General features: G+C 66.7%; 18 protein-coding genes. 17 read left to right on the forward strand and 1 reads right to left on the reverse strand.

Going from position 1 to position 22,032, the window contains the following annotated elements; translation table 11 throughout:
- Positions 1 to 201 (reverse strand): pyridoxal-phosphate dependent enzyme (locus HWX00_RS30770; RefSeq protein ID WP_175868170.1); only part of this gene is annotated, 201 nt, incomplete at its 3' end.
- A gap of 577 nt (positions 202 to 778) precedes the next feature.
- Here HWX00_RS30770 and HWX00_RS30775 point away from each other — a divergent pair.
- From HWX00_RS30775 to HWX00_RS30855, 17 genes are all read left to right on the forward strand, one after another.
- The gene (locus HWX00_RS30775) at positions 779 to 4,810 is read left to right on the forward strand and encodes a DUF3683 domain-containing protein (RefSeq protein WP_175027331.1); all 4,032 of its coding nucleotides are present in this window, start codon (positions 779 to 781) and stop codon (positions 4,808 to 4,810) included.
- Between the two features lie 85 nt (positions 4,811 to 4,895).
- Complete coding sequence (locus HWX00_RS30780; protein ID WP_049030829.1) at positions 4,896 to 5,339, forward strand: HIT family protein; 444 nt, start codon at positions 4,896 to 4,898, stop codon at positions 5,337 to 5,339.
- On the forward strand, positions 5,336 to 5,749 hold the full coding sequence (locus HWX00_RS30785) for a gamma-butyrobetaine hydroxylase family protein (protein WP_034188995.1): 414 nt from the start codon (positions 5,336 to 5,338) through the stop codon (positions 5,747 to 5,749). Before HWX00_RS30780 ends, HWX00_RS30785 begins: the two co-directional genes overlap by 4 nt.
- Positions 5,750 to 5,801: 52 nt before the next feature.
- A complete protein-coding gene (gene ubiE, locus HWX00_RS30790) occupies positions 5,802 to 6,533 on the forward strand; it encodes a bifunctional demethylmenaquinone methyltransferase/2-methoxy-6-polyprenyl-1,4-benzoquinol methylase UbiE (protein ID WP_049030826.1) in 732 nt (243 codons plus the stop codon).
- Positions 6,534 to 6,574: 41 nt separating this feature from the next.
- On the forward strand, positions 6,575 to 7,606 hold the full coding sequence (locus HWX00_RS30795) for a Tim44 domain-containing protein (RefSeq protein ID WP_069706263.1): 1,032 nt from the start codon (positions 6,575 to 6,577) through the stop codon (positions 7,604 to 7,606).
- 172 nt (positions 7,607 to 7,778) lie between these two features.
- Positions 7,779 to 8,405: a ubiquinone biosynthesis accessory factor UbiJ gene (locus tag HWX00_RS30800; RefSeq protein WP_059560521.1), complete on the forward strand. Its 627-nt coding sequence runs from the start codon at positions 7,779 to 7,781 to the stop codon at positions 8,403 to 8,405.
- Between the two features lie 12 nt (positions 8,406 to 8,417).
- On the forward strand, positions 8,418 to 9,995 hold the full coding sequence (gene ubiB / locus HWX00_RS30805; protein ID WP_034188999.1) for a ubiquinone biosynthesis regulatory protein kinase UbiB: 1,578 nt from the start codon (positions 8,418 to 8,420) through the stop codon (positions 9,993 to 9,995).
- A 17-nt stretch (positions 9,996 to 10,012) separates the two neighbouring features.
- Positions 10,013 to 10,639 (forward strand): class I SAM-dependent methyltransferase, encoded by a 627-nt coding sequence (locus HWX00_RS30810; RefSeq protein ID WP_034189000.1) that lies wholly within the window; start codon positions 10,013 to 10,015, stop codon positions 10,637 to 10,639.
- Positions 10,640 to 10,734: 95 nt separating this feature from the next.
- Complete coding sequence (locus HWX00_RS30815; RefSeq protein ID WP_175027332.1) at positions 10,735 to 11,082, forward strand: FmdB family zinc ribbon protein; 348 nt, start codon at positions 10,735 to 10,737, stop codon at positions 11,080 to 11,082.
- 61 nt (positions 11,083 to 11,143) lie between these two features.
- The gene (locus tag HWX00_RS30820) at positions 11,144 to 11,794 is read left to right on the forward strand and encodes a DUF502 domain-containing protein (RefSeq protein ID WP_034189002.1); all 651 of its coding nucleotides are present in this window, start codon (positions 11,144 to 11,146) and stop codon (positions 11,792 to 11,794) included.
- A gap of 67 nt (positions 11,795 to 11,861) precedes the next feature.
- The gene (gene aspS, locus HWX00_RS30825) at positions 11,862 to 13,664 is read left to right on the forward strand and encodes an aspartate--tRNA ligase (RefSeq protein ID WP_034189003.1); all 1,803 of its coding nucleotides are present in this window, start codon (positions 11,862 to 11,864) and stop codon (positions 13,662 to 13,664) included.
- A gap of 159 nt (positions 13,665 to 13,823) precedes the next feature.
- Positions 13,824 to 14,318: a dihydroneopterin triphosphate diphosphatase gene (nudB, locus tag HWX00_RS30830; RefSeq protein ID WP_175027333.1), complete on the forward strand. Its 495-nt coding sequence runs from the start codon at positions 13,824 to 13,826 to the stop codon at positions 14,316 to 14,318.
- Entirely contained in the window at positions 14,315 to 15,589 is a 1,275-nt protein-coding gene (gene clsB, locus HWX00_RS30835) for a cardiolipin synthase ClsB (RefSeq protein WP_034189005.1), read from the forward strand. Before nudB ends, clsB begins: the two co-directional genes overlap by 4 nt.
- 200 nt (positions 15,590 to 15,789) lie before the next feature.
- Positions 15,790 to 16,389 carry a TetR/AcrR family transcriptional regulator gene (locus HWX00_RS30840; protein ID WP_006751498.1) on the forward strand — a complete coding sequence of 200 codons (600 nt, stop codon included), beginning with the start codon at positions 15,790 to 15,792 and terminating at the stop codon, positions 16,387 to 16,389.
- Positions 16,390 to 16,447: 58 nt separating this feature from the next.
- Entirely contained in the window at positions 16,448 to 18,235 is a 1,788-nt protein-coding gene (locus HWX00_RS30845) for an acyl-CoA dehydrogenase C-terminal domain-containing protein (protein WP_034189006.1), read from the forward strand.
- A 113-nt stretch (positions 18,236 to 18,348) separates the two neighbouring features.
- The gene (locus tag HWX00_RS30850; RefSeq protein WP_069706266.1) at positions 18,349 to 20,784 is read left to right on the forward strand and encodes a 3-hydroxyacyl-CoA dehydrogenase/enoyl-CoA hydratase family protein; all 2,436 of its coding nucleotides are present in this window, start codon (positions 18,349 to 18,351) and stop codon (positions 20,782 to 20,784) included.
- 22 nt (positions 20,785 to 20,806) lie between these two features.
- Positions 20,807 to 22,006, forward strand: coding sequence for an acetyl-CoA C-acyltransferase (locus tag HWX00_RS30855; RefSeq protein ID WP_034189008.1), 1,200 nt, complete (start codon positions 20,807 to 20,809; stop codon positions 22,004 to 22,006).
- Positions 22,007 to 22,032: the final 26 nt, after the last annotated feature.

Consider the following 22,032-nt stretch of genomic DNA (forward strand, 5'->3'; position numbering starts at 1 on the left):
CGCGTCCGCCGGAATGTGCGCCATCTTGTTGTACGCGCCGCGCAGCTTGAACGAGAACACCGGCTGGTTGTCCTCGCGCTTCAGGTAAACGGCATTGCGCAGCCGGGCCGACAGGTTGCGGGCGGGTTCGAGTTCCGTCTCGATCGCGACGTCGTAGACGCGCGCGGTGAGGATTTTCTTCAGGTAATCGTGGGATGCCATGGACGCTCGCGTGCAGTGCGGATGCAGACGGTAAAGGATCAATGATAGCGCCAAGGGTCCGCCCGCATGCAAGCGGCATGCCGGGCGGGCGGCCGCGAAGGGGGGGGCGGGCCGGGCGTTCGCGGCGCCGGGCGCGCCTTCTCTGCCGGCTTAACCGCACGGTTACCGACCGGACGGACGGCGAATGATCGAGCCAAACCGCGCCGAGCCCCGTCCGGTGCGGCTCGCGGCGATAGCCCCACGACCTGTCCGGCGTGCCACGGACGGGCCGATCATGGGTTAGAATTCCGTTTTGAATCAAGGATCGGAAGATGCAGAGGCACCCTCGGATCGCACCGTTGAAGCCGACGCCGCGCGCAGCCAGCCCCGCGGCCGAACGGCATGCGCGCCGCGCGCGATCGTGCTGATCGTTCCGAGTGCCACCAGGCCCTGTCGCCGGCCAGGAGGGGCGAACCGCCCGCTCCGGCCCCATGAAGGACAGCCGCGCGCCTGGTAACAGAACAGATTTCCCCAAGATTGCGCCCACGCGCTTGCCGACGCCCGTGCACGGTGTATCGGCCCTCCGAGTCGTCCGAACATGAACGCACCACAAGTTTTCGATCCGCATGGCGCGGCCGCCGCCGTCGCCGCCGACCCCGCGCCCCGCTTGCGCGAGATTCCCTATAACTACACGTCCTTCTCGGATCGCGAGATCGTGATCCGCCTGCTCGGCGAAGAGGCGTGGTCGGTGCTCGACGAACTGCGTGCCGAGCGCCGCACGGGCCGCTCGGCACGGATGCTGTACGAAGTGCTCGGCGACATCTGGGTCGTGCGCCGCAACCCCTACCTGCAGGACGACCTGCTCGACAATCCGAAGCGCCGCGCGCTGCTGATCGAGGCGCTGAACCACCGCCTGACCGAGATCGGCAAGCGCCGCAGCGCGGATCTCACCGAGCACCGCGACGAGGCGGGCCGCGAGCGCGCATCGCGCGTCGAGATGCTCGAAACCGCCGCGCAGCGGGCGGTCAACGAGTTCGCCGACGAATTCGAGAAGATGGCCGACCTGCGCCGCCGCGCGACCAAGGCGCTCGGCCGCTGCACGGAGAAGGACAATATCCGCTTCGACGGGCTGTCGCGCGTGTCGCACGTGACCGACGCGACCGACTGGCGCGTCGAATACCCGTTCGTCGTGCTGACGCCCGATACCGAGGCCGAGATCGCGGCACTGATCAAGGCCTGCTTCGAGCTCGGCCTGACCGTGATCCCGCGGGGCGGCGGCACCGGCTACACGGGCGGCGCGGTGCCGCTCACGCCGTTCTCGGCCGTCATCAACACCGAAAAGCTCGAACAGCTCGGCGCGGTCGAGCTGACCGAACTGCCGGGCGTCGCGCACAAGGTGCCGACGATCTTCTCCGGCGCGGGCGTCGTCACGCGCCGCGTGACCGAGGCGGCCGAGGCGGCCGGCTACGTGTTCGCGGTCGATCCGACGTCGCTCGATGCGTCGTGCATCGGCGGCAACGTCGCGATGAACGCGGGCGGCAAGAAAGCCGTGCTGTGGGGCACCGCGCTCGACAACCTGGCCTGGTGGCGGATGGTCGACCCGGACGGCAACTGGCTCGAAGTCACGCGCCACGAGCACAACCAGGGCAAGATCCACGACATCGCGGTCGCGCGCTTCGAGCTGAAGTGGTTCGACGGCGCGTACGCGCCGGGCGAGAAGCTGCTCAAGACCGAAATGCTCGAGATCGAGGGCCGCCGGTTCCGCAAGGAAGGGCTCGGCAAGGACGTGACCGACAAGTTCCTCGCCGGCCTGCCGGGCGTGCAGAAGGAAGGCTGCGACGGGCTCATCACGTCCGCGCGCTGGGTGCTGCACAAGATGCCCGCGCACACGCGCACCGTCTGCCTCGAGTTCTTCGGCCAGGCGCGCGAGGCGATCCCGAGCATCGTCGAGATCAAGGACTACCTGTTCGAAACGTCGAAGCAGGGCGGTGCGATCCTCGCGGGCCTCGAGCACCTCGACGAGCGCTACCTGCGCGCGGTCGGCTACGCGACCAAGAGCAAGCGCAACGCATTCCCGAAGATGGTGCTGATCGGCGACATCGTCGGCGATGACGCCGACGCCGTGGCGCACGCGACGTCCGAAGTGATCCGGATGGCGAACGGCAAGAGCGGCGAAGGCTTCGTCGCGATCAGCGCGGAGGCGCGCAAGCGCTTCTGGCTCGACCGCAGCCGCACGGCCGCGATCGCGAAGCACACCAACGCGTTCAAGATCAACGAAGACGTCGTGATCCCGCTGAACCGGATGGGCGAGTACACCGACGGCATCGAGCGGATCAACATCGAGCTGTCGCTGAAGAACAAGCTGCAGCTCGTCGACGCGCTCGAGACGTTCTTCCGCGGCGGCAACCTGCCGCTCGGCAAGACCGACGACGCGAACGAGATCCCGAGCGCGGAGCTGCTGGAAGACCGCGTGCAGCAGGCGCTGGAGCTGCTCAAGCGCGTGCGCGCGCGCTGGGAATTCGTGCGCGACCGGCTCGACCAGCCGCTGCGCGAGGCGCAGCACTACCTCGTGCAGCTCGGCTACGAGGCGCTTGCCGAGAAGTTCGCGGATCGCGCGGACGAACAGCCGGGCGCGACCGTGTTCCACGTCACGCAGGACCGCACGGTCCGCATCTCGTGGAAGCAGGAGATCCGCGCGGAACTGCGCGCGATCTTCAACGGCGGCGCGTTCAAGCAGATCCTCGACGAGGCGCAGGCGATCCACAAGCGCGTGCTGCGCGGCCGCGTGTTCGTCGCACTGCACATGCACGCGGGCGACGGCAACGTCCACACGAACCTCCCGGTCAACTCCGACAACTACGAGATGCTGCAGGACGCGCACGCGGCGGTCGCGCGCATCATGAAGCTCGCGCGCTCGCTCGACGGCGTGATCTCCGGCGAGCACGGGATCGGCATCACGAAGCTCGAGTTCCTGACCGACGACGAGATCGCCGAATTCCGCGCATACAAGCAGCGCGTCGACCCGAACGGCCGCTTCAACAAGGGCAAGCTGCTCGACGGCGCCGACCTGCGCAACGCGTACACGCCCAGCTTCGGGCTGATGGGCTACGAATCGCTGATCATGCAGCAGTCCGACATCGGCGCGATCGCCGATTCGGTGAAGGACTGCCTGCGCTGCGGCAAGTGCAAGCCGGTGTGCGCGACCCACGTGCCGCGCGCGAACCTGCTGTACAGCCCGCGCAACAAGATCCTCGCGACGTCGCTGCTGGTCGAGGCATTCCTGTACGAGGAGCAGACGCGCCGCGGCGTGTCGATCAAGCACTGGGACGAGTTCAACGACGTGGCCGACCACTGCACGGTGTGCCACAAGTGCGCGACGCCGTGCCCGGTGAAGATCGACTTCGGCGACGTCACGATGAACATGCGCAACCTGTTGCGCAAGATGGGCAAGAAGAAGTTCAACGCCGGCAACGCGGCGGGCATGTTCTTCCTGAACGCGACCAATCCGCAGACGATCAACGCCGCGCGCACCGTGATGATGGGCGTCGGCTACAAGGTGCAGCGCTTCGCGAACGACATGCTGAAGAAGGTCGTGACGAAGCAGACGCAGCACCCGCCCGCGACGACCGGCAAGCCGCCCGTCGTCGAGCAGGTGATCCACTTCGTCAACAAGAAGATGCCGGGCAACCTGCCGAAGAAGACGGCGCGCGCGCTGCTCGACATCGAGGACAACAAGATCGTGCCGATCATCCGCAACCCGAAGTCGACGACCGTCGATTCGGAAGCGGTGTTCTACTTCCCGGGCTGCGGCTCCGAGCGCCTGTTCTCGCAGGTCGGCCTCGCGACGCAGGCGATGCTGTGGGAAGCGGGCGTGCAGACGGTGCTGCCGCCGGGCTACCTGTGCTGCGGTTATCCGCAGCGCGGCTCGGGCCAGTACGACAAGGCCGAGAAGATCGTCACCGACAACCGCGTGCTGTTCCACCGGGTCGCGAACACGCTGAACTACCTCGACATCAAGACGGTCGTCGTGTCGTGCGGCACCTGCTACGACCAGCTTGCCGGGTATGAATTCGACAAGATCTTCCCGGGCTGCCGGATCATCGACATCCACGAGTTCCTGCTCGAGAAGGGGATGAAGCTCGACGGCGTGTCGGGTACGCGCTACATGTATCACGACCCGTGCCACACGCCGATCAAGACGATGGACCCGGTGAAGCTCGTCAACGAGCTGATGGGCTCGGAGAAGGACGGCTACAAGATCGAGAAGAACGACCGTTGCTGCGGCGAATCGGGCACGCTCGCGGTCACGCGCCCGGACGTGTCGACGCAGGTGCGCTTCCGCAAGGAAGAGGAGATCCGCAAGGGCGCCGCGAAGCTGCGTGCGATTCCCGTGGTGGCCGGCGCTGCGCCGGCGCCGGCCGCCGCGGCCGCGGCCGCGAACGGGCCGGACGTGAAGATCCTGACGAGCTGCCCGTCGTGCCTGCAGGGCCTGTCGCGCTACAGCGAGGACGCGAATCTCGAGGCCGACTACATCGTGGTCGAAATCGCGCGCCAGGTGCTCGGCGAGAACTGGATGGCCGATTATGTCGCACGTGCGAACAATGGCGGGATCGAGCGCGTGCTGGTCTAATGCGGGCATGACGACCGCCCGACCGGGCCGGAAATGAGCGGGCGCCGGCGCAGTCATGCCGGCGCCCGTCCACATGGGAGCGACGATGGAATGCGTGTTTTGCCGTGAAGACGGCGGCGAGGTGCTCTGGCAGGACGACGTGCTGCGCGTCGTCCTCGCGACGGGCGAGCACGACTATCCGGGCTTCTGCCGGGTGATCTGGGGCACGCACGTGGCCGAGTTCTCCGATCTCGGCGAGCCCGAGCGGGCACATCTGATGCGCGTGGTCTACGCGGTCGAACGGGCCGTGCGCCGCGTGATGCAGCCGAACAAGGTGAATCTCGCGAGCCTCGGCAACATGGTGCCGCACGTGCACTGGCACGTGATCCCGCGCTTTTCCAACGACGCCCATTTCCCGCAGCCCGTCTGGGCGCCGCGCCAGCGCAGCGTGTCCGAGGCGCTGTTGCGCACGCGCGCCGCGCAGGCCTCGCTGCTGCACAATGCGGTGCGCGAGGAAATTCAACGCATGACCGATTCGAGGCAGCCATGAGCGGTTTGACTTCCACGACGCCGATTCCGTCCGGCGTCGTCGTGCACGCGGTATCGCGCGTGCTCGAATTGCAGTACCCGAACGGCGACAGCTACCGGATTCCGTTCGAGCTGATGCGCGTCTATTCGCCGTCGGCCGAGGTGCGCGGCCACGGGCCCGGCCAGGAGACGCTGCAGACCGGCAAGCGCGAGGTGACGATCACGGCGCTCGAGGGCGTCGGCAACTACGCGCTGCAGCCGACGTTCTCCGACGGCCATTCGACCGGCATCTACTCGTGGGACCTGCTGTACGAGCTGGCGACGCAGCAGGACGCGCTGTGGCGCGACTATTTCGACAAACTGAAGGCGGCAGGCGTCGAGCGCGACGCCCCGATGCAGGCGGCCTCCGCGTCGCACGGCCACTGCCACTGAAATCGACGGCGCCCGCTCGGCGCCGTCCTGCCATTTACTGAGGATCAACGCGATGAGCAAAACCCACTTCGGCTTCGAAAGCGTCGAGGAAAACGAAAAAGCGAAGAAAGTGGCGGGCGTGTTCCATTCGGTCGCGAGCAACTACGATCTGATGAACGACCTGATGTCGGCGGGCATGCACCGCGCGTGGAAGGCGTTCACGATCGCGCAGGCGAACGTGCGCCCCGGTTTCAAGGTGCTCGACATCGCGGCCGGCACCGGCGACCTGACGAAGTCGTTCAAGAAGGCGGCCGGCCCGACGGGCGAGGTGTGGCATACGGACATCAACGAATCGATGCTGCGCGTCGGCCGCGACCGGCTGCTCGACAAGGGGATCGTGACGCCGTCGCTGCTGTGCGACGCGGAGAAAATCCCTTTTCCGGACAACTACTTCGATGTGGTCACGGTTGCATTCGGGCTGCGCAACATGACGCACAAGGACGTCGCGCTGGCCGAGATGCGTCGCGTGACGAAGCCCGGCGGCCGCGTGATGGTGCTGGAATTCTCGAAAGTCTGGGATCCGCTGAAAAAAGCGTACGATCTGTATTCTTTCAAAGTATTACCGTGGCTTGGCGACAAGTTCGCGAAAGATGCTGAAAGTTATCGGTATCTTGCTGAATCTATCCGGATGCACCCCGATCAGGACACGCTGAAGACGATGATGGAACAAGCGGGCCTCGATGCCGTCAAATATTACAATTTGTCAGGTGGCGTGGTAGCTTTACACCTAGGAACCAAGTACTAAGGGGTTCTTTCCATACATTCGCCTTACATCTGGAGAAGCTGATGTCCGAAACGCGTCCGTTGTTCAACCGTAGCAAGCCGTCGAAGCCGTGGGCTCGACGGGTCGGCACGCTGCTGATGGTCGGCCTGCTCACGGCCGGCACGTTCGCATCGCTCGACGCTGAAGCCAAGCGCATGGGCGGCGGGCGCAGCATCGGCCGCCAGAACTCCACCGTCACGCAGCGCCAGGCCACGCCGCCCGCGCAGCAGCCGATGCAGCAGGCCGCGCCGTCGCAGGCGCAGCGTGCGAACCCGGCGGCGCCCACGCCGGCCGCGCAGCCCAACCGCTCGCGCTGGCTCGGGCCGATCGCCGGCCTCGCGGCCGGTCTCGGCATCGCGGCGCTGCTGTCGCACTTCGGCCTCGGCGGCGCGTTCGCGAGCATGATGGCGAACGTCATCGTGATCGCGCTGCTCGCGGCGATCGGCATCTGGCTGATCCGCAAGTTCATGAACCGCCGTCGCCCGCAGGAGCCGGCGTACTCGGTCGGCGGTTCGGCGTCGTCGTCGGGCGGCTACTCGCAAAGCCCGTCGTTCCAGCAGGGCAATGCCGGCGGCAGCTACGCGGGCAGCGGCAGCAGCTATGCGAACGAAGCGCAGGGCGTGTTCGGCGGCGGTGCGGCGGCCGCCGGCGCGGCAGCGGCTGCGGCGGCGCCGCTCCAGGTGCCGGCCGGTTTCGATACCGAAGCGTTCCTGCGCAGCGCGAAGGTCTACTTCGTGCGCCTGCAGGCGGCGTGGGACCAGGGCAACCTGGCCGACATCCGCGAGTTCACGACGCCCGAAATGTTCGCGGAGATCAAGATCGACCTCGATTCGCGCGGTAACGAGGCGAACCAGACCGACGTCGTGCAGCTCGACGCGGAGCTGGTCGCAATCGAGGATCGCGGCATCGAGCAGTCGGCGAGCGTGCGCTTCCACGGCCTGATCCGCGAATCGGCGAGCGCGTCGGCCGCCCCGTTCGACGAGGTGTGGAACCTGTCGAAGTCGGGCAGCCAGGGCTGGCTGCTCGCGGGCATCCAGCAGATCAACACGCACTGAGCGTGACCGGCGGCCCGCGCCGCCGGGCACCCGGGCACCCGGGCGACGGCCGCCGCACTGCGACCGCTTGCCGCCCGGGTGTACGGTCGGGCACGGTCTGCCGACGATCCGACGTTACAATAGAAACCCGCGTGGGCGCCCGGCCTGCGCGGGTTTTTTCTTTCCCAGCCCGATGACCTTTGCCGCCAAGCCTTTTGCTGCTGCCGTCAATCACCTGCTCGCGCGCGAATCATGGGCGCGCGATCGCCTGATTCCCTATGCGGGCAAGACTGCCCGGATCGACGTGCCTCCCGTCACGCTCACGCTGCTGGTGCAGCCCGACGGTTATCTGTCGGCCGTCGACGCGCACGATGCGCAACAGGTCGACGTGTCGATCGCGCTCGCGGGCGACACCGTCGCCGCGTTCCTGCAGGGCGGCCAGGCGGCCGTGATGAAGCACGTGAAGATCGAGGGCGACGCGGAGTTCGCGACGCAGATCGCGAAGCTGGCCGAGCACCTGCGCTGGGAACCTGAAGAAGATCTCGCGAAGCTGGTCGGCGACGCGGCGGCATACCGGATCGCGACGGTCGTGCGCGATGCCGGCGCCCGCGCGCGACGCACCGGCCGCAACGTGCTCGAATCCGTCGCCGAATACTGGCTCGACGAAAACCCGCAAGTCGTCCGGCGCGCGTCGCTCGGCGGCTTCGACGCCGATCTGGCGCGCGCACGCGATGCGCTCGCGCGGGTCGAAAAGCGGGTCGAGCGACTCGAACAAAAAATCGGCGCGCGCACGGGCCCAGGCCCGCGCGGCGCGCACTGAGGGCCGCAGGGCATGCGCATTTTCCGTTTCATCAAGATTGTCTACACCGTCATCCGCTTTGGCCTCGACGAAGTGATGCTGTCCCGGATCGACGACCGGCGCGTGAAGCTGCTGCTGCGGATCACGACGATCGGCCGCCGCTATTCCGATCCGCCCGCCGTGCGGCTGCGTCACGCGCTCGAGAGCCTCGGCCCGATCTTCGTGAAGTTCGGCCAGGTGCTGTCGACGCGCCGCGACCTGCTGTCGGTCGATTTCGCGAACGAACTCGCGAAGCTGCAGGACCAGGTACCGCCGTTCGATTCGGCCGTCGCGATCGCGATCATCGAGAAGTCGCTCGGGGCGCCGGTCGACGAGCTGTTCGACGAATTCGAGCGCGAGCCGATCGCGAGCGCGTCGATCGCGCAGGTGCATTTCGCGAAGCTGAAGCAGGGCGTGCACGCGGGCAAGGCCGTCGCGGTGAAGGTGCTGCGCCCGAACATGCTGCCGGTGATCGATTCCGACCTCGCGCTGATGCGCGACATCGCGACATGGACCGAGCGCATGTGGGCCGACGGCCGCCGCCTGAAGCCGCGCGAGGTCGTCGCCGAATTCGACAAGTACCTGCACGACGAGCTCGACCTGATGCGCGAGGCCGCGAACGGCAGCCAGCTGCGCCGCAACTTCGCGGGCCTCGACCTGCTGCTCGTGCCCGAGATGTTCTGGGATTTCTCGACGTCGCAGGTGCTCGTGATGGAGCGCATGACCGGCGTGCCGATCAGCCAGGTCGAGACGCTGCGCTCGGCCGGCGTCGACATCAAGAAGCTCGCGCGCGAAGGCGTCGAGATCTTCTTCACGCAGGTGTTCCGCGACGGCTTCTTCCATGCGGACATGCACCCCGGCAACATCCAGGTGAGCCTCGACCCGAACACGTTCGGCCGCTATATCGCGCTCGATTTCGGGATCGTCGGCGCGCTGTCCGATTTCGACAAGAACTACCTCGCGCAGAACTTCCTCGCGTTCTTCAAGCGCGACTACCACCGCGTCGCGACGCTGCACCTCGAATCGGGCTGGGTGCCGCCCGAGACGCGTGTCGAGGAGCTCGAAAGCGCGATCCGCGCGGTGTGCGAGCCGTATTTCGACCGTGCGCTGAAGGACATCTCGCTCGGCCAAGTGCTGATGCGCCTGTTCTCGACGTCGCGCCGCTTCAACGTCGAGATCCAGCCTCAGCTCGTGCTGCTGCAGAAGACGATGCTGAACGTCGAAGGGCTTGGCCGCTCGCTCGACCCGGAACTCGACCTGTGGAAGACCGCGAAACCGTACCTCGAGCGCTGGATGACCGAGCAGATCGGCCTGCGCGGCTGGTATGAGCGTTTCAAGGTCGAGGCGCCGCAGTGGAGCAAGACGCTGCCGCAACTGCCGCGGCTGATCCATCACGCGATGGCGGCGCGTCACGACGCACCCCGCGCCGCCAGCGAGGAACTGATGCGCCAGATCCTCGTCGAGCAGAAACGGACCAACCGGCTGCTGCAGGCGCTGCTGATCTTCGGCCTGTCGGTCGGTGTCGGGGCGCTGGTCGCGCGGGTGCTGTTCGCGCTCGCATACGGCGCCTGACCGAAAGGAGCACCGCGATGTCCGATCCGAAGCAACCGCCTGTCCCGACCGCCGCCGAGTTCGCGACGCGCGACCCCGGCCACGCGTCGTTCTGGGACGAGCGCTTCGAGCGCGGCGTGACGCCGTGGGAATTCGGCGGCGTGCCCGGCGGCTTTCGCGCGTTCGCGCACCGGCTCGAGCCGTGCACGGTGCTGATTCCCGGCTGCGGCAGCGCGCAGGAGGCGGGGTGGCTCGCGCAGGCCGGCTGGCCGGTGCGCGCGATCGATTTCGCCGCGCAGGCGGTGGCCGCCGCGAAGGCGCAGCTCGGCGCGCATGCGGACGTCGTCGAGCAGGCCGATTTCTTTACGTACCGGCCGCCGTTCGACGTGCAGTGGGTGTACGAGCGCGCGTTCCTGTGCGCGTTGCCGCCGGCCATGCGCGCCGACTATGCGGCACGCATGGCCGAGCTGCTGCCCGCGGACGGCTTGCTGGCCGGCTATTTCTTCGTGACGGCGAAGCCGAAGGGGCCGCCGTTCGGGATCGAGCGCGCGGAACTCGACGCGTTGCTCACGCCGTACTTCGAGCTGATCGAGGATTTGCCCGTGACCGATTCGCTGGCCGTGTTCGAAGGACACGAGCGCTGGTTCACGTGGCGCCGCCGCTGATGCGCGGGCGTCGCTGCGATTGCCGGAGCGCGCCGGGGTTTCAGCTATAATTCAAGGTTTTGCAAGCCGTTTCCAGTTTCTGCGGGAAAAATATCATGCCGATCTACGCCTATCGATGCGAAGCGTGCGGTTTCGCGAAGGACGTGCTCCAGAAGATGAGCGCCGCGCCGCTGTCGCAATGCCCTGAATGCGGGAAGGATGCTTTTCGCAAGCAGGTGACCGCCGCCGGGTTCCAGCTGAAGGGCTCGGGGTGGTATGTCACCGATTTCCGCGGCGGCTCGGGCGGCACCAGCGCACCGGCGACGGCGTCGGGCGACGCGGCGCCGGCAGCACCGGCGGAAGCCGCGCCGGCCGCCGCCGCACCGGCTGCGGCAAGCCCTTCCGCCAGTACGACGACGAGCGCGGCGCCGGCACCGGCTGCAGCGCCCGCCGCCAGCAGTTGACCGTCGCGGCCCGGCCGGGTCGCGACCAACCCGCGCCGCTGGCGCGGTTCATTGACGGCAGATGATGAAAAAGACGACCCTGAAAACGGTGTTTCTGACCGGCCTGCTGGTCCTCGTCCCGCTCGCGATCACGCTGTGGGTGCTCGGCCTCATCATCGGCACGATGGACCAGACGCTGCTCCTGCTGCCCGAATCGTGGCAGCCCGAGCGGATGCTCGGCTTCCATCTGCCGGGAATCGGCGCGGTGCTGACGATCGCGTTCATCTTCGTCGTCGGGCTGGCCACGCAGAATTTCATCGGCCAGAAGCTCGTCACGTGGTGGAATGCGGTCGTGCGTCACATCCCGGTCGTCGGGCCGATCTACACGAGCGTCAAGCAGGTGTCGGACACGCTGCTGTCGAGCAGCGGCAACGCGTTCCGCAAGGCGCTGCTGATCGAATACCCGCGCCGCGGCTCGTATACGATCGCGTTTCTGACCGGTACACCCGGCGGCGACGTGGTCAACCATCTGACGGAAGAGTACGTGAGCGTGTACGTGCCCACGACGCCGAACCCGACGTCGGGCTTCTTCCTGATGCTGCCGAAGAGCGAAGTCGTCGAACTCGACATGTCGGTCGATGCCGCGCTCAAGTACATCGTCTCGATGGGCGTCGTGGCGCCTCCGGCGCCGGTACCGGCGCCCGCCCGCCGCCCCGTCGAGCCGCCGCTGTAAGTAAAGAATCATCGCCCGGGCCGCGCGTTGCGGCGCCCGTTGATCAAACCGAACGAAAGCAAACATCATGTCGATGCGTACTGAATACTGCGGTCTCGTGACCGAACACCTGCTGGGCCAAACCGTGTCGCTGTGCGGCTGGGTGCAGCGCCGCCGCGATCACGGCGGTGTGATCTTCATCGACCTGCGCGATCGTGAAGGCCTCGTGCAGGTGGTGTGCGACCCGGATCGCGCCGAGATGTTCGCGACCGCCGAAGGCGTGCGCAACGAGTTCTGCGTGCAGATCAAGGGCCTCGTGCGCAATCGTCCGGAAGGCACGGTCAACGCCGGCCTGAAGAGCGGCAAGATCGAAGTGCTGTGCCACGAACTGAACGTGCTGAACGCGTCGGTCACGCCGCCGTTCCAGCTCGACGACGACAACCTGTCGGAAACGACCCGCCTCACGCACCGCGTGCTCGACCTGCGCCGTCCGCAGATGCAGCACAACCTGCGCCTGCGCTACCGCGTCGCGATCGAGGCGCGCAAGTACCTCGACGAGCAGGGCTTCATCGACATCGAAACGCCGATGCTGACGAAGAGCACGCCGGAAGGCGCACGCGACTACCTCGTGCCGTCGCGCGTGAACGCGGGCCAGTTCTTCGCGCTGCCGCAGTCGCCGCAGCTGTTCAAGCAGCTGCTGATGGTCGCGAACTTCGACCGTTACTACCAGATCACCAAGTGCTTCCGCGACGAAGACCTCCGCGCCGACCGTCAGCCGGAATTCACGCAGATCGACTGCGAAACGTCGTTCCTCGGCGAGCAGGAAATCCGCGACCTGTTCGAAGACATGATCCGTCATATCTTCAAGACGACGATCGACGTCGAGCTCGACGCGAAATTCCCGGTGATGCCGTATTCGGAAGCGATGGCGCGTTTCGGTTCGGACAAGCCGGACCTGCGCGTGCAGCTCGAGTTCACCGAGCTGACCGACGCGATGAAGGACGTCGATTTCAAGGTGTTCAGCACGCCGGCCAACGCGAAGGACGGCCGTGTCGCGGCGCTGCGCGTGCCGAAGGGCGGCGAGCTGTCGCGCGGCGACATCGACGGCTACACGGAATTCGTGCGCATCTACGGCGCGAAGGGCCTCGCCTGGATCAAGGTCAACGAGAAGGCGAAGGGCCGCGACGGCCTGCAAAGCCCGATCGTCAAGAACCTGCACGACGCATCGATTGCGGCGATCCTCGAGCGCACCGGCGCTGAAGACGGCGACATCATCTTCTTCGCGGCCGACCGCGCGAAGGTCGTCAACGACAGCCTCGGCGCGCTGCGCCTGAAGATCGGCCACTCGGAGTTCGGCAAGGCGAACGGCCTCGTCCAGGCCGGCTGGAAGCCGCTGTGGGTCGTCGACTTCCCGATGTTCGAATACGACGACGAAGACGCCCGCTACGTCGCCGCGCACCACCCGTTCACCAGCCCGAAGGACGAGCATCTCGAGTACCTCGAGACCGACCCGGGCCGCTGCCTCGCGAAGGCGTACGACATGGTGCTGAACGGCTGGGAAATCGGCGGCGGCTCGGTGCGTATCTACCAGGAGGAAGTGCAGAGCAAGGTGTTCCGCGCGCTGAAGATCGGCGCGGAAGAAGCGCAACTGAAGTTCGGCTTCCTGCTCGACGCGCTGCAGTACGGCGCGCCGCCGCACGGCGGTATCGCGTTCGGTCTCGACCGCATCGTCACGATGATGGCCGGCGCCGATTCGATCCGCGACGTGATCGCGTTCCCGAAGACGCAGCGTGCGCAGGATCTGCTCACGCAAGCGCCGAGCCCGGTCGACGAGCGTCAGCTGCGCGAACTGCATATCCGCCTGCGCCAGCCGGAGCAGCCGAAGGCATAACGCGTTCGGCATCCGGTCGCGTGTGCGGTCATGCCCACACGACGCAGATGAAAAAGGCGCAGCGATGCGCCTTTTTCGTTTTTTGCGGTACAGTCGCAGCACTTGCCGTACGTTCGGAGCACATTGCCGTCGCACGGCCCCGTGCCGCATGAAACAACGATGACGAAGCCGCCGAAAATCCCCGAATCCGTTCTTGTCGTGATCTACACGACCGACCTCGATGTGCTCGTGATCAAGCGTGCCGACCAGCCCGATTTCTGGCAATCGGTCACCGGCTCGAAGGACGCACTCGACGAACCGCTCGCGGTGACGGCCGCGCGCGAAGTGGCCGAGGAAACCGGCATCGCCGTCGGCACGCCCGGCGTGCCGGCCGCCGCGCTCGTCGACTGGCGTCACCGGATCGAATACGCGATCTATCCGCAATACCTGCACCGCTATGCACCGGGCGTCACGCGCAACGTCGAGCACTGGTTCGGCCTGTGCGTGCCGGGGCGCGTCGACGTCACGCTGTCGCCGCGCGAGCATGTCGACCATGCGTGGTTGCCGTTCCGCGAGGCGGCCGCGCGTTGTTTCTCGCCGTCGAACGCCGAGGCGATCCTGCAACTGCCCGCGCGCGTGGCCCTGTCGCGCGCGCCGCACGGCTCGTCCGCATGACGGCGGAGGCCCGCAAGCGCTTCGCGCAATTGCGGCAGATGTTCCTGCAGGAACGCGGCTCCGCATCGCGGCTCGCGTTCACGACCGGCAATACCGTGCGGCTGTGCGAAACCGGCGGCGAATTCTTCCACGCGCTGATCGAGCGGATCGATGCGGCGCGCGAGCAGGTGATGCTCGAAACCTACATCTTCTGCGACGACGCGGCCGGCCGGCCGGTGTCGGACGCGCTGATCCGCGCGGCGCAGCGCGGCGTACGTGTGCGCGTGATCACCGACGGCGTCGGCACCGCGCGCCTGCCGCTGTTCGACACGTGGGCCGAGGCCGGTGTCGAGCACTGCATCTACAACCGCTTCCTGTTCGGCCGTTTCGGCTTCTCGCGCACGCACCGCAAGCTCGCGGTGATCGATCATGCGGCCGCGTTCTGCGGCGGCATCAACATCGTCGACGACTACACGCAGGGCAGCGCGACGCTGCCGTTTCCGCGCTGGGATTTCGCGGTCGAGATGGCCGGGCCGGCGGTGTCCGACGTGCGCGCCGCGTTCGAGCTGCAGTGGCACCGGATCCAGTTCGGCCACAAGCCGTATGCGCAGTACGCGGCCGGCCTGCACGGCGGCGAGGCGTTTCCCGACATGTTCCGGCGCTGGATGCGCAGCCACCGGTGGATCAAGGCCGGCGCGCTCAGGGTCGTGACGGAGCCGAGCGTCGCGTTCGTCGCGCGCGACAACGTCGTGAACCGCCGCGCGATCGAAAAGGCGTATCTCGCGGCGATCGGCCAGGCGCGCCAGCGGATCCTGCTCGCGAATCCGTACTTCATGCCGGGCCGCAAGCTGCGCCGCGCGCTGACGGGCGCGGCGCGGCGTGGCGTCGACGTGCGGATCCTGATCGGCCGCAAGGAGTTCGCGGCGCTCGACACGGCCGTGCCGTTCCTCTATCACGCGCTGCTGCGCGCGGGCGTGCGGGTGGCCGAATACGACAAGACGATGCTGCACGGCAAGGTCGCCGTGATCGACGACAACTGGGCGACGGTCGGCTCGTCGAACCTGGACGCGCTGAGCCTGATGCTGAACAATGAAGCGAACGTCGTGCTGGTGCGCTACGATGCAGTCACGAACGAATTGCGCGACGCGATCGCCGCCGCGTTCGCCGATGGCCGGGAAATCGACGCCGCGCGTTTCGCGGCGCGCCCGCGCCTCGAGCGTCTGCTGAACTGGCTCGCGTACACCGCGTATCGTCTCGTGATGAAGGCGCTGACGGTCGGCGGTTACGACTGACGCAGACTAAGCATTCGCTTCAGAATATCTGTCCGCACGTTCGTGCGGAAAAGCCGCTCCGGTCCCGCCGGAATCGCGCAAAATAGCGGCTCGGTTAGACACCGGTTTCTAATAATTTCCTTGTTTCGCGAGCGGCCGCACTCAATAATAGTACGGCCGTTCGATTTTATTCGAACCCCCGAACGGTTACAGAAATAGCTATGCGAAAAGGCGAACAGACGCGTGCCGCGATACTTGAAGCTGCTTTGGACCTCGCCAGCCGTGACGGGCTGGAGGGGCTGACGATCGGCCTGCTGGCCGAGCGCATGCAGATGAGCAAGAGCGGTGTGTTCGCGCACTTCGGATCGCGCGAGGACCTGCAGGTCGAGGTCGTCCGCGAGTATCACCATCGTTTCGAAAACGAGGTGTTCTTTCCGAGCCTGCGCGAGCCGCGAGGCTTGCCGCGCCTTCGGGCGATGCTGGCCCGCTGGACGGAGAAGCGCATCCAGGAGGTGACGACGGGATGCATCTACATCAGCGGTGCCGTCGAGTACGACGACCGGCCTGACAGCCCCGTGCGCGAGCAGTTGATCGCGAGCGTGACGGCCTGGCGTGCCGCGATGCTGCGTGCCATTTCGCAGGCGAAGGAAGAAGGCCATCTGCGTGCGGATACCGATCCGGACCTGATGCTCTTCGAGTTGTACAGCTTCACGCTCGGCCTGCATCACGACGCGCGCTTCCTGCATTCGCCGGACGCCGTGCGCCTCACGTGGGCCGCGCTGGAAAAGACGATTGTTTCGTATCAGAGCGAGAGCCGTTAGCGGCGCGTGACCCGCCCGCCAGGAGCTCGAGCCGTTTTGCCCACCTTTGGAGAGAGTCATGGGACAGTACGCCGCGCCGCTGCGCGACATGCAATTCGTGTTGCACGAGCTTCTGAACGTCGAAGCCGAAGTCAAGCAAATGCCCAAGCATGCGGACCTCGACGCCGACACGATCAACCAGGTCCTCGAGGAAGCGGGCAAGTTCTGCTCCGAGGTACTGTTCCCGCTGAACCAGGTCGGCGACCGCGAAGGCTGCACGTATGAAGGCGACGGCGTCGTGAAGACGCCGACCGGCTTCAAGGAGGCCTACCAGCAATACGTCGAGGCCGGCTGGCCGGCGCTCGGCTGCGATCCGGACTACGGCGGCCAGGGCCTGCCCGCGTTCGTGAACAACGCGCTCTACGAAATGCTGAACTCGGCGAACCAGGCATGGACGATGTATCCGGGCCTGTCGCACGGCGCGTACGAATGCCTGCACGCGCACGGCGCGCCGGAACTCCAGAAGCAATACCTGCCGAAGCTCGTGTCGGGCGAATGGACGGGCACGATGTGCCTGACCGAGCCGCACTGCGGCACCGACCTCGGCATCCTGCGCACCAAGGCCGAACCGAACGGCGACGGCTCGTACTCGATCAGCGGCACGAAGATCTTCATCTCGAGCGGCGAGCACGACATGTCGAAGAACATCGTCCACCTCGTGCTCGCGCGCCTGCCGGACGCGCCGCAAGGCACGAAGGGGATCTCGCTGTTCATCGTGCCGAAGTTCATCCCCGACGCGGCGGGCGAGCCGGGCGAGCGCAACGGCATCAAGTGCGGCTCGATCGAGCACAAGATGGGCATCCACGGCAACTCGACGTGCGTGATGAACCTCGACGGCGCGAAGGGCTGGATGGTCGGCGAGCCGAACAAGGGCTTGAACGCGATGTTCGTGATGATGAATGCCGCGCGCCTCGGCGTCGGCATGCAGGGCCTCGGCCTCACGGAAGTCGCGTACCAGAACTCGCTCACGTATGCGAAGGAACGCCTGCAGATGCGTTCGCTGACGGGCCCGAAGGCACCGGACAAGCCGGCCGACCCGATCATCGTGCACCCGGACGTGCGCCGCATGCTGCTCACGCAGAAAGCCTACGCGGAAGGCGCGCGCGCGTTCACGTACTGGTCCGCGCTGCAGATCGACAAGGAACTGTCGCACGCCGACGAAGCGGTGCGCAAGGAAGCGGCCGACCTCGTCGCGCTGCTCACGCCGATCATCAAGGCGTTCCTGACCGACAACGCGTTCGAGTCGACCAACCACGCGATGCAGATCTACGGCGGCCACGGCTTCATCTCCGAGTGGGGCATGGAGCAGTACGTGCGCGACGCGCGGATCAACATGATCTACGAAGGCACGAACTCGATCCAGTCGCTCGACCTGCTGGGCCGCAAGGTGCTCGGCGACATGGGTGCGAAGCTGAAGAAGTTCGGCAAGCTCGTGACGGAATTCGCGGAAGCCGAAGGCGTGAAGCCGGAAATGGCCGAGTTCATCAACCCGCTCGCCGACATCGGCGACAAGGTGCAGAAGCTGACGATGGAAATCGGCATGAAGGCGATGCAGAACCCCGACGAAGTCGGTGCCGCCGCCGTGCCGTACCTGCGTACCGTCGGCCACCTGGTGTTCTCGTACTTCTGGGCGCGCATGGCACGCCTCGCGCTCGACAACGAAGCGTCGGGCGACCCGTTCTACAAGTCGAAGCTCGCGACGGCCCGCTTCTACTTCGCGCGCCTGCTGCCCGAGACGGCGTCGACGATCCGCGCGGCGCGCGCCGGCTCGAAGACGCTGATGGAAGTCGACGAATCGCTGTTCTGACGCGAGTCCGGGCGGGGCGCGCCGCGCGCCGCCCGAACGCAACGGTTCCTGGTACTCACTTCGCCGTGCAGCCCTCACATCCCGCGCTGCACGACACTATCCGGAGACATCCCGTGAGCAATTTCCTGATTCGCAAGGTCGCCGTGCTGGGCGCCGGCGTGATGGGCGCGCAGATCGCCGCGCACCTCGTCAACGCGCGCGTGCCGGTGCTGCTGTTCGACCTGCCGGCCAAGGAAGGCCCGAAAAACGCGATCGCGCTGAAGGCGATCGAGAACCTGAAGAAGCTGTCGCCCGCGCCGTTCGGCGTGAAGGACGACGCGAAATACCTCGAAGCGGCGAACTACGAGGACGACATCGCGAAGCTGGCCGAATGCGACGTCGTGATCGAAGCGATCGCCGAGCGGATGGACTGGAAGCACGACCTGTACAAGAAGGTCGCGCCGCACATCGCGCCGAACGCGATCTTCGCGACCAACACGTCGGGCCTGTCGATCACGAAGCTGTCCGAAGGGTTCTCGGACGAGCTGAAGTCGCGCTTCTGCGGCGTGCACTTCTTCAACCCGCCGCGCTACATGCACCTCGTCGAACTGATCCCGACCGCGCACACGCGCCCGGAGATCCTCGACCAGCTCGAGACGTTCCTGACGAGCGTCGTCGGCAAGGGCGTCGTGCGCGCGAAGGACACGCCGAACTTCATCGCGAACCGCGTCGGCATCTTCTCGATCCTCGCGGTGATCACCGAGGCCGCGAAGTTCGGCCTGCGCTTCGACGAAGTCGACGACCTGACGGGCAGCCGCCTCGGCCGCGCGAAGTCGGCGACGTTCCGCACCGCGGACGTGGTCGGCCTCGACACGATGGCGCACGTGATCAAGACGATGCAGGACAACCTCGCCGACGATCCGTTCTTCCCGGTCTACCAGACGCCCGCCGTGCTCGCCGAACTGGTGAAGCAGGGCGCGCTCGGCCAGAAGACGGGCGGCGGCTTCTACAAGAAGGAAGGCAAGGCGATCAAGGTGCTCGACGCGAAGACCGGCACCTACGTCGACTCGGGCGCGAAGGCGGACGAAACCGTCGGCCGCATCCTGAAGCGTCCGCCGGCGGAACGCCTGAAGCTGCTGCGCGAAACGGATCATCCGCATGCGCAGTTCCTGTGGTCGATCTTCCGCGACGTGTTCCACTACATCGGCGTGCATCTCGAATCGATCGCCGACAACGCGCGCGACGTCGACCTCGCGATCCGCTGGGGCTTCGGCTGGAACGAAGGCCCGTTCGAAGGCTGGCAGGCCGCCGGCTGGAAGCAGGTCGCCGAGTGGGTACAGGAAGACATCGCGGCCGGCAAGGCGCTGGCAAACGTGCCGCTGCCGTCGTGGGTGCTCGAAGGCCCGGTCGCCGAGAAGGGCGGCGTGCACACGGCCGAAGGCTCGTGGGCGCCCGCCGCGAAGCGCTTCGTGCCGCGTTCGGACCTCGCGGTCTACGACAAGCAGGTGTTCCGCGCGCCGCTCATCGGCGAAGCCGGCGCCGATCCGAAGACCTACGGCAAGACCCTGTTCGAGACCGATGCCGTGCGCGCATGGGTCGACGACCGTGCGGGTGAGGACGACGTCGTGATCGTGTCGTTCAAGTCGAAGATGAACACGATCGGACCGAGCGTGATCGACGGCCTCGTGCAGGCGATCGAGCTCGCGGAGAAGGACTACAAGGGCGTGGTGATCTGGCAGCCGACGTCGCTGAAGCTCGGCACGCCGGGCGGCCCGTTCTCGGCCGGCGCGAACCTCGAGGAGGCGATGCCGGCGTTCATGATGGGCGGCGCGAAGGGTATCGAGCCGTTCGTGAAGAAGTTCCAGGAAGGCATGCTGCGCGTGAAGTACGCGAACGTGCCGGTCGTCGCGGCCGTATCGGGCATCGCGCTCGGCGGCGGGTGCGAGCTGATGCTGCACAGCGCGAAGCGCGTCGTGCACGTCGAGAGCTACATCGGTCTCGTCGAAGTGGGCGTCGGCCTGGTGCCGGCGGGCGGCGGCCTGAAGGAAGCGGCGCTGCGCGCGGCGGATGCCGCGACGGCCGCCAACGCGACCACCGACATCCTGAAGTTCGTCACGAAGTCGTTCGAGAACGCGGCGATGGCGAAGGTCTCGGCGTCCGCGCACGACGCACGCGCGATGGGCTACGTGAAGCCGTCCGACACGATCGTCTTCAACGTGTTCGAACTGCTCGACACCGCGAAGAAGGAAGCGCGCGCGCTGGCCGCCACCGGCTACCGCGCACCGCTGCGCGCGAAGGACGTGCCGGTGGCGGGCCGCTCGGCGATCGCGACGATCAAGGCATCGCTCGTCAACATGCGTGACGGCCGCTTCATCAGCGACCACGACTACCTGATCGCGAGCCGCATCGCCGAAGCCGTGTGCGGCGGCGACGTCGAAGCCGGCAGCCTCGTCGACGAGCAGTGGCTGCTCGCGCTGGAGCGCCGCGCGTTCGTCGAGCTGCTCGGCACGCAGAAGACGCAGGAACGGATCATGGGCATGTTGCAGACCGGCAAGCCGGTGCGTAACTGAGCGAGCAGACAAGGAGTCTGAAATGAGCAAACAACTGCAAGACGCATACATCGTCGCCGCCAGCCGCACCCCGATCGGCAAGGCTCCGCGCGGTGTCTTCAAGAACACGCGCCCCGACGAGCTGCTGGTTCACGCGATCAGGTCGGCGGTCGCGCAGGTGCCGGGCCTCGACACGAAGGTGATCGAGGACGCGATCATCGGCTGCGCGATTCCCGAAGCCGAGCAGGGCCTGAACGTCGCGCGCATGGGCGCGCTGCTCGCGGGCCTGCCGCAGACGGTCGGCGGCGTGACGGTCAACCGCTTCTGCGCGTCGGGCATCACCGCGCTCGCGATGGCGGCCGACCGCATCCGCGTCGGCGAATCGGACGCGCTGCTCGCGGGCGGCTGCGAATCGATGAGCATGGTGCCGATGATGGGCAACAAGCCGTCGATGTCGCCGCACATCTTCGATCGCAGCGAAGACTTCGGCATCGCGTACGGGATGGGCCTGACGGCCGAGCGCGTCGCCGAGCAGTGGAAGGTGAGCCGCGACGACCAGGACGCGTTCTCGGTCGAGTCGCACCGCAAGGCGCTGGCCGCGCAGCAGGCCGGCGAGTTCAACGACGAGATCGCCGCGTACACGATCAGCGAGCGTTTCCCGAACCTCGCGACCGGCGAAGTCGACGTGAAGACGCGCGAGATCAAGCTCGACGAAGGTCCGCGCGCGGACACGTCGCTCGAAGGCCTCGCGAAGCTGCGCACGGTGTTCGCGAACAAGGGCTCGGTCACGGCCGGCAACAGCTCGCAGACGTCGGACGGCGCGGGCGCGCTGCTCGTCGTGTCGGAGAAGGTGCTGAAGGAATTCAACCTGACGCCGCTCGCGCGCTTCGTGAGCTTCGCGGTGCGCGGCGTGCCGCCGGAAATCATGGGGATCGGCCCGAAGGAAGCGATTCCGGCCGCGCTGAAGGCCGCCGGCCTGAAGCAGGACGATCTCGACTGGATCGAGCTGAACGAGGCATTCGCCGCGCAGTCGCTGGCGGTGATGCGCGATCTCGGTCTCGACCCGTCGAAGGTCAACCCGATGGGCGGCGCGATCGCGCTCGGCCACCCGCTCGGCGCGACCGGCGCGATCCGCGCGGCGACCGTCGTGCACGGCCTGCGCCGCCGCAACCTGAAGTACGGGATGGTCACGATGTGCGTCGGCACCGGCATGGGCGCCGCGGGCATCATCGAACGCCTGTAAGCGGGACGCGACGAAAGGCGACGACG

The organism is Burkholderia seminalis DSM 23518, from assembly GCF_902832885.1.
In the GTDB taxonomy this organism is placed as follows: Bacteria; Pseudomonadota; Gammaproteobacteria; order Burkholderiales; family Burkholderiaceae; genus Burkholderia; species Burkholderia seminalis.

Excerpts from the sequence above, each read along its gene's own strand:
- HWX00_RS30785 (WP_034188995.1), top strand. The coding sequence starts at position 5,336 with ATGAGCGGTTTGACTTCCACGACGCCGATTCCGTCCGGCGTCGTCGTG.
- ubiB (WP_034188999.1), top strand. The coding sequence starts at position 8,418 with ATGCGCATTTTCCGTTTCATCAAGATTGTCTACACCGTCATCCGCTTT.
- HWX00_RS30820 (WP_034189002.1), top strand. The coding sequence starts at position 11,144 with ATGATGAAAAAGACGACCCTGAAAACGGTGTTTCTGACCGGCCTGCTG.
- HWX00_RS30800 (WP_059560521.1), top strand. The coding sequence starts at position 7,779 with ATGACCTTTGCCGCCAAGCCTTTTGCTGCTGCCGTCAATCACCTGCTC.
- aspS (WP_034189003.1), top strand. The coding sequence starts at position 11,862 with ATGTCGATGCGTACTGAATACTGCGGTCTCGTGACCGAACACCTGCTG.
- clsB (WP_034189005.1), top strand. The coding sequence starts at position 14,315 with ATGACGGCGGAGGCCCGCAAGCGCTTCGCGCAATTGCGGCAGATGTTC.
- HWX00_RS30815 (WP_175027332.1), top strand. The coding sequence starts at position 10,735 with ATGCCGATCTACGCCTATCGATGCGAAGCGTGCGGTTTCGCGAAGGAC.
- HWX00_RS30795 (WP_069706263.1), top strand. The coding sequence starts at position 6,575 with ATGTCCGAAACGCGTCCGTTGTTCAACCGTAGCAAGCCGTCGAAGCCG.
- HWX00_RS30775 (WP_175027331.1), top strand. The coding sequence starts at position 779 with ATGAACGCACCACAAGTTTTCGATCCGCATGGCGCGGCCGCCGCCGTC.
- HWX00_RS30845 (WP_034189006.1), top strand. The coding sequence starts at position 16,448 with ATGGGACAGTACGCCGCGCCGCTGCGCGACATGCAATTCGTGTTGCAC.
- HWX00_RS30810 (WP_034189000.1), top strand. The coding sequence starts at position 10,013 with ATGTCCGATCCGAAGCAACCGCCTGTCCCGACCGCCGCCGAGTTCGCG.
- nudB (WP_175027333.1), top strand. The coding sequence starts at position 13,824 with ATGACGAAGCCGCCGAAAATCCCCGAATCCGTTCTTGTCGTGATCTAC.
- HWX00_RS30855 (WP_034189008.1), top strand. The coding sequence starts at position 20,807 with ATGAGCAAACAACTGCAAGACGCATACATCGTCGCCGCCAGCCGCACC.
- HWX00_RS30840 (WP_006751498.1), top strand. The coding sequence starts at position 15,790 with ATGCGAAAAGGCGAACAGACGCGTGCCGCGATACTTGAAGCTGCTTTG.
- HWX00_RS30780 (WP_049030829.1), top strand. The coding sequence starts at position 4,896 with ATGGAATGCGTGTTTTGCCGTGAAGACGGCGGCGAGGTGCTCTGGCAG.
- ubiE (WP_049030826.1), top strand. The coding sequence starts at position 5,802 with ATGAGCAAAACCCACTTCGGCTTCGAAAGCGTCGAGGAAAACGAAAAA.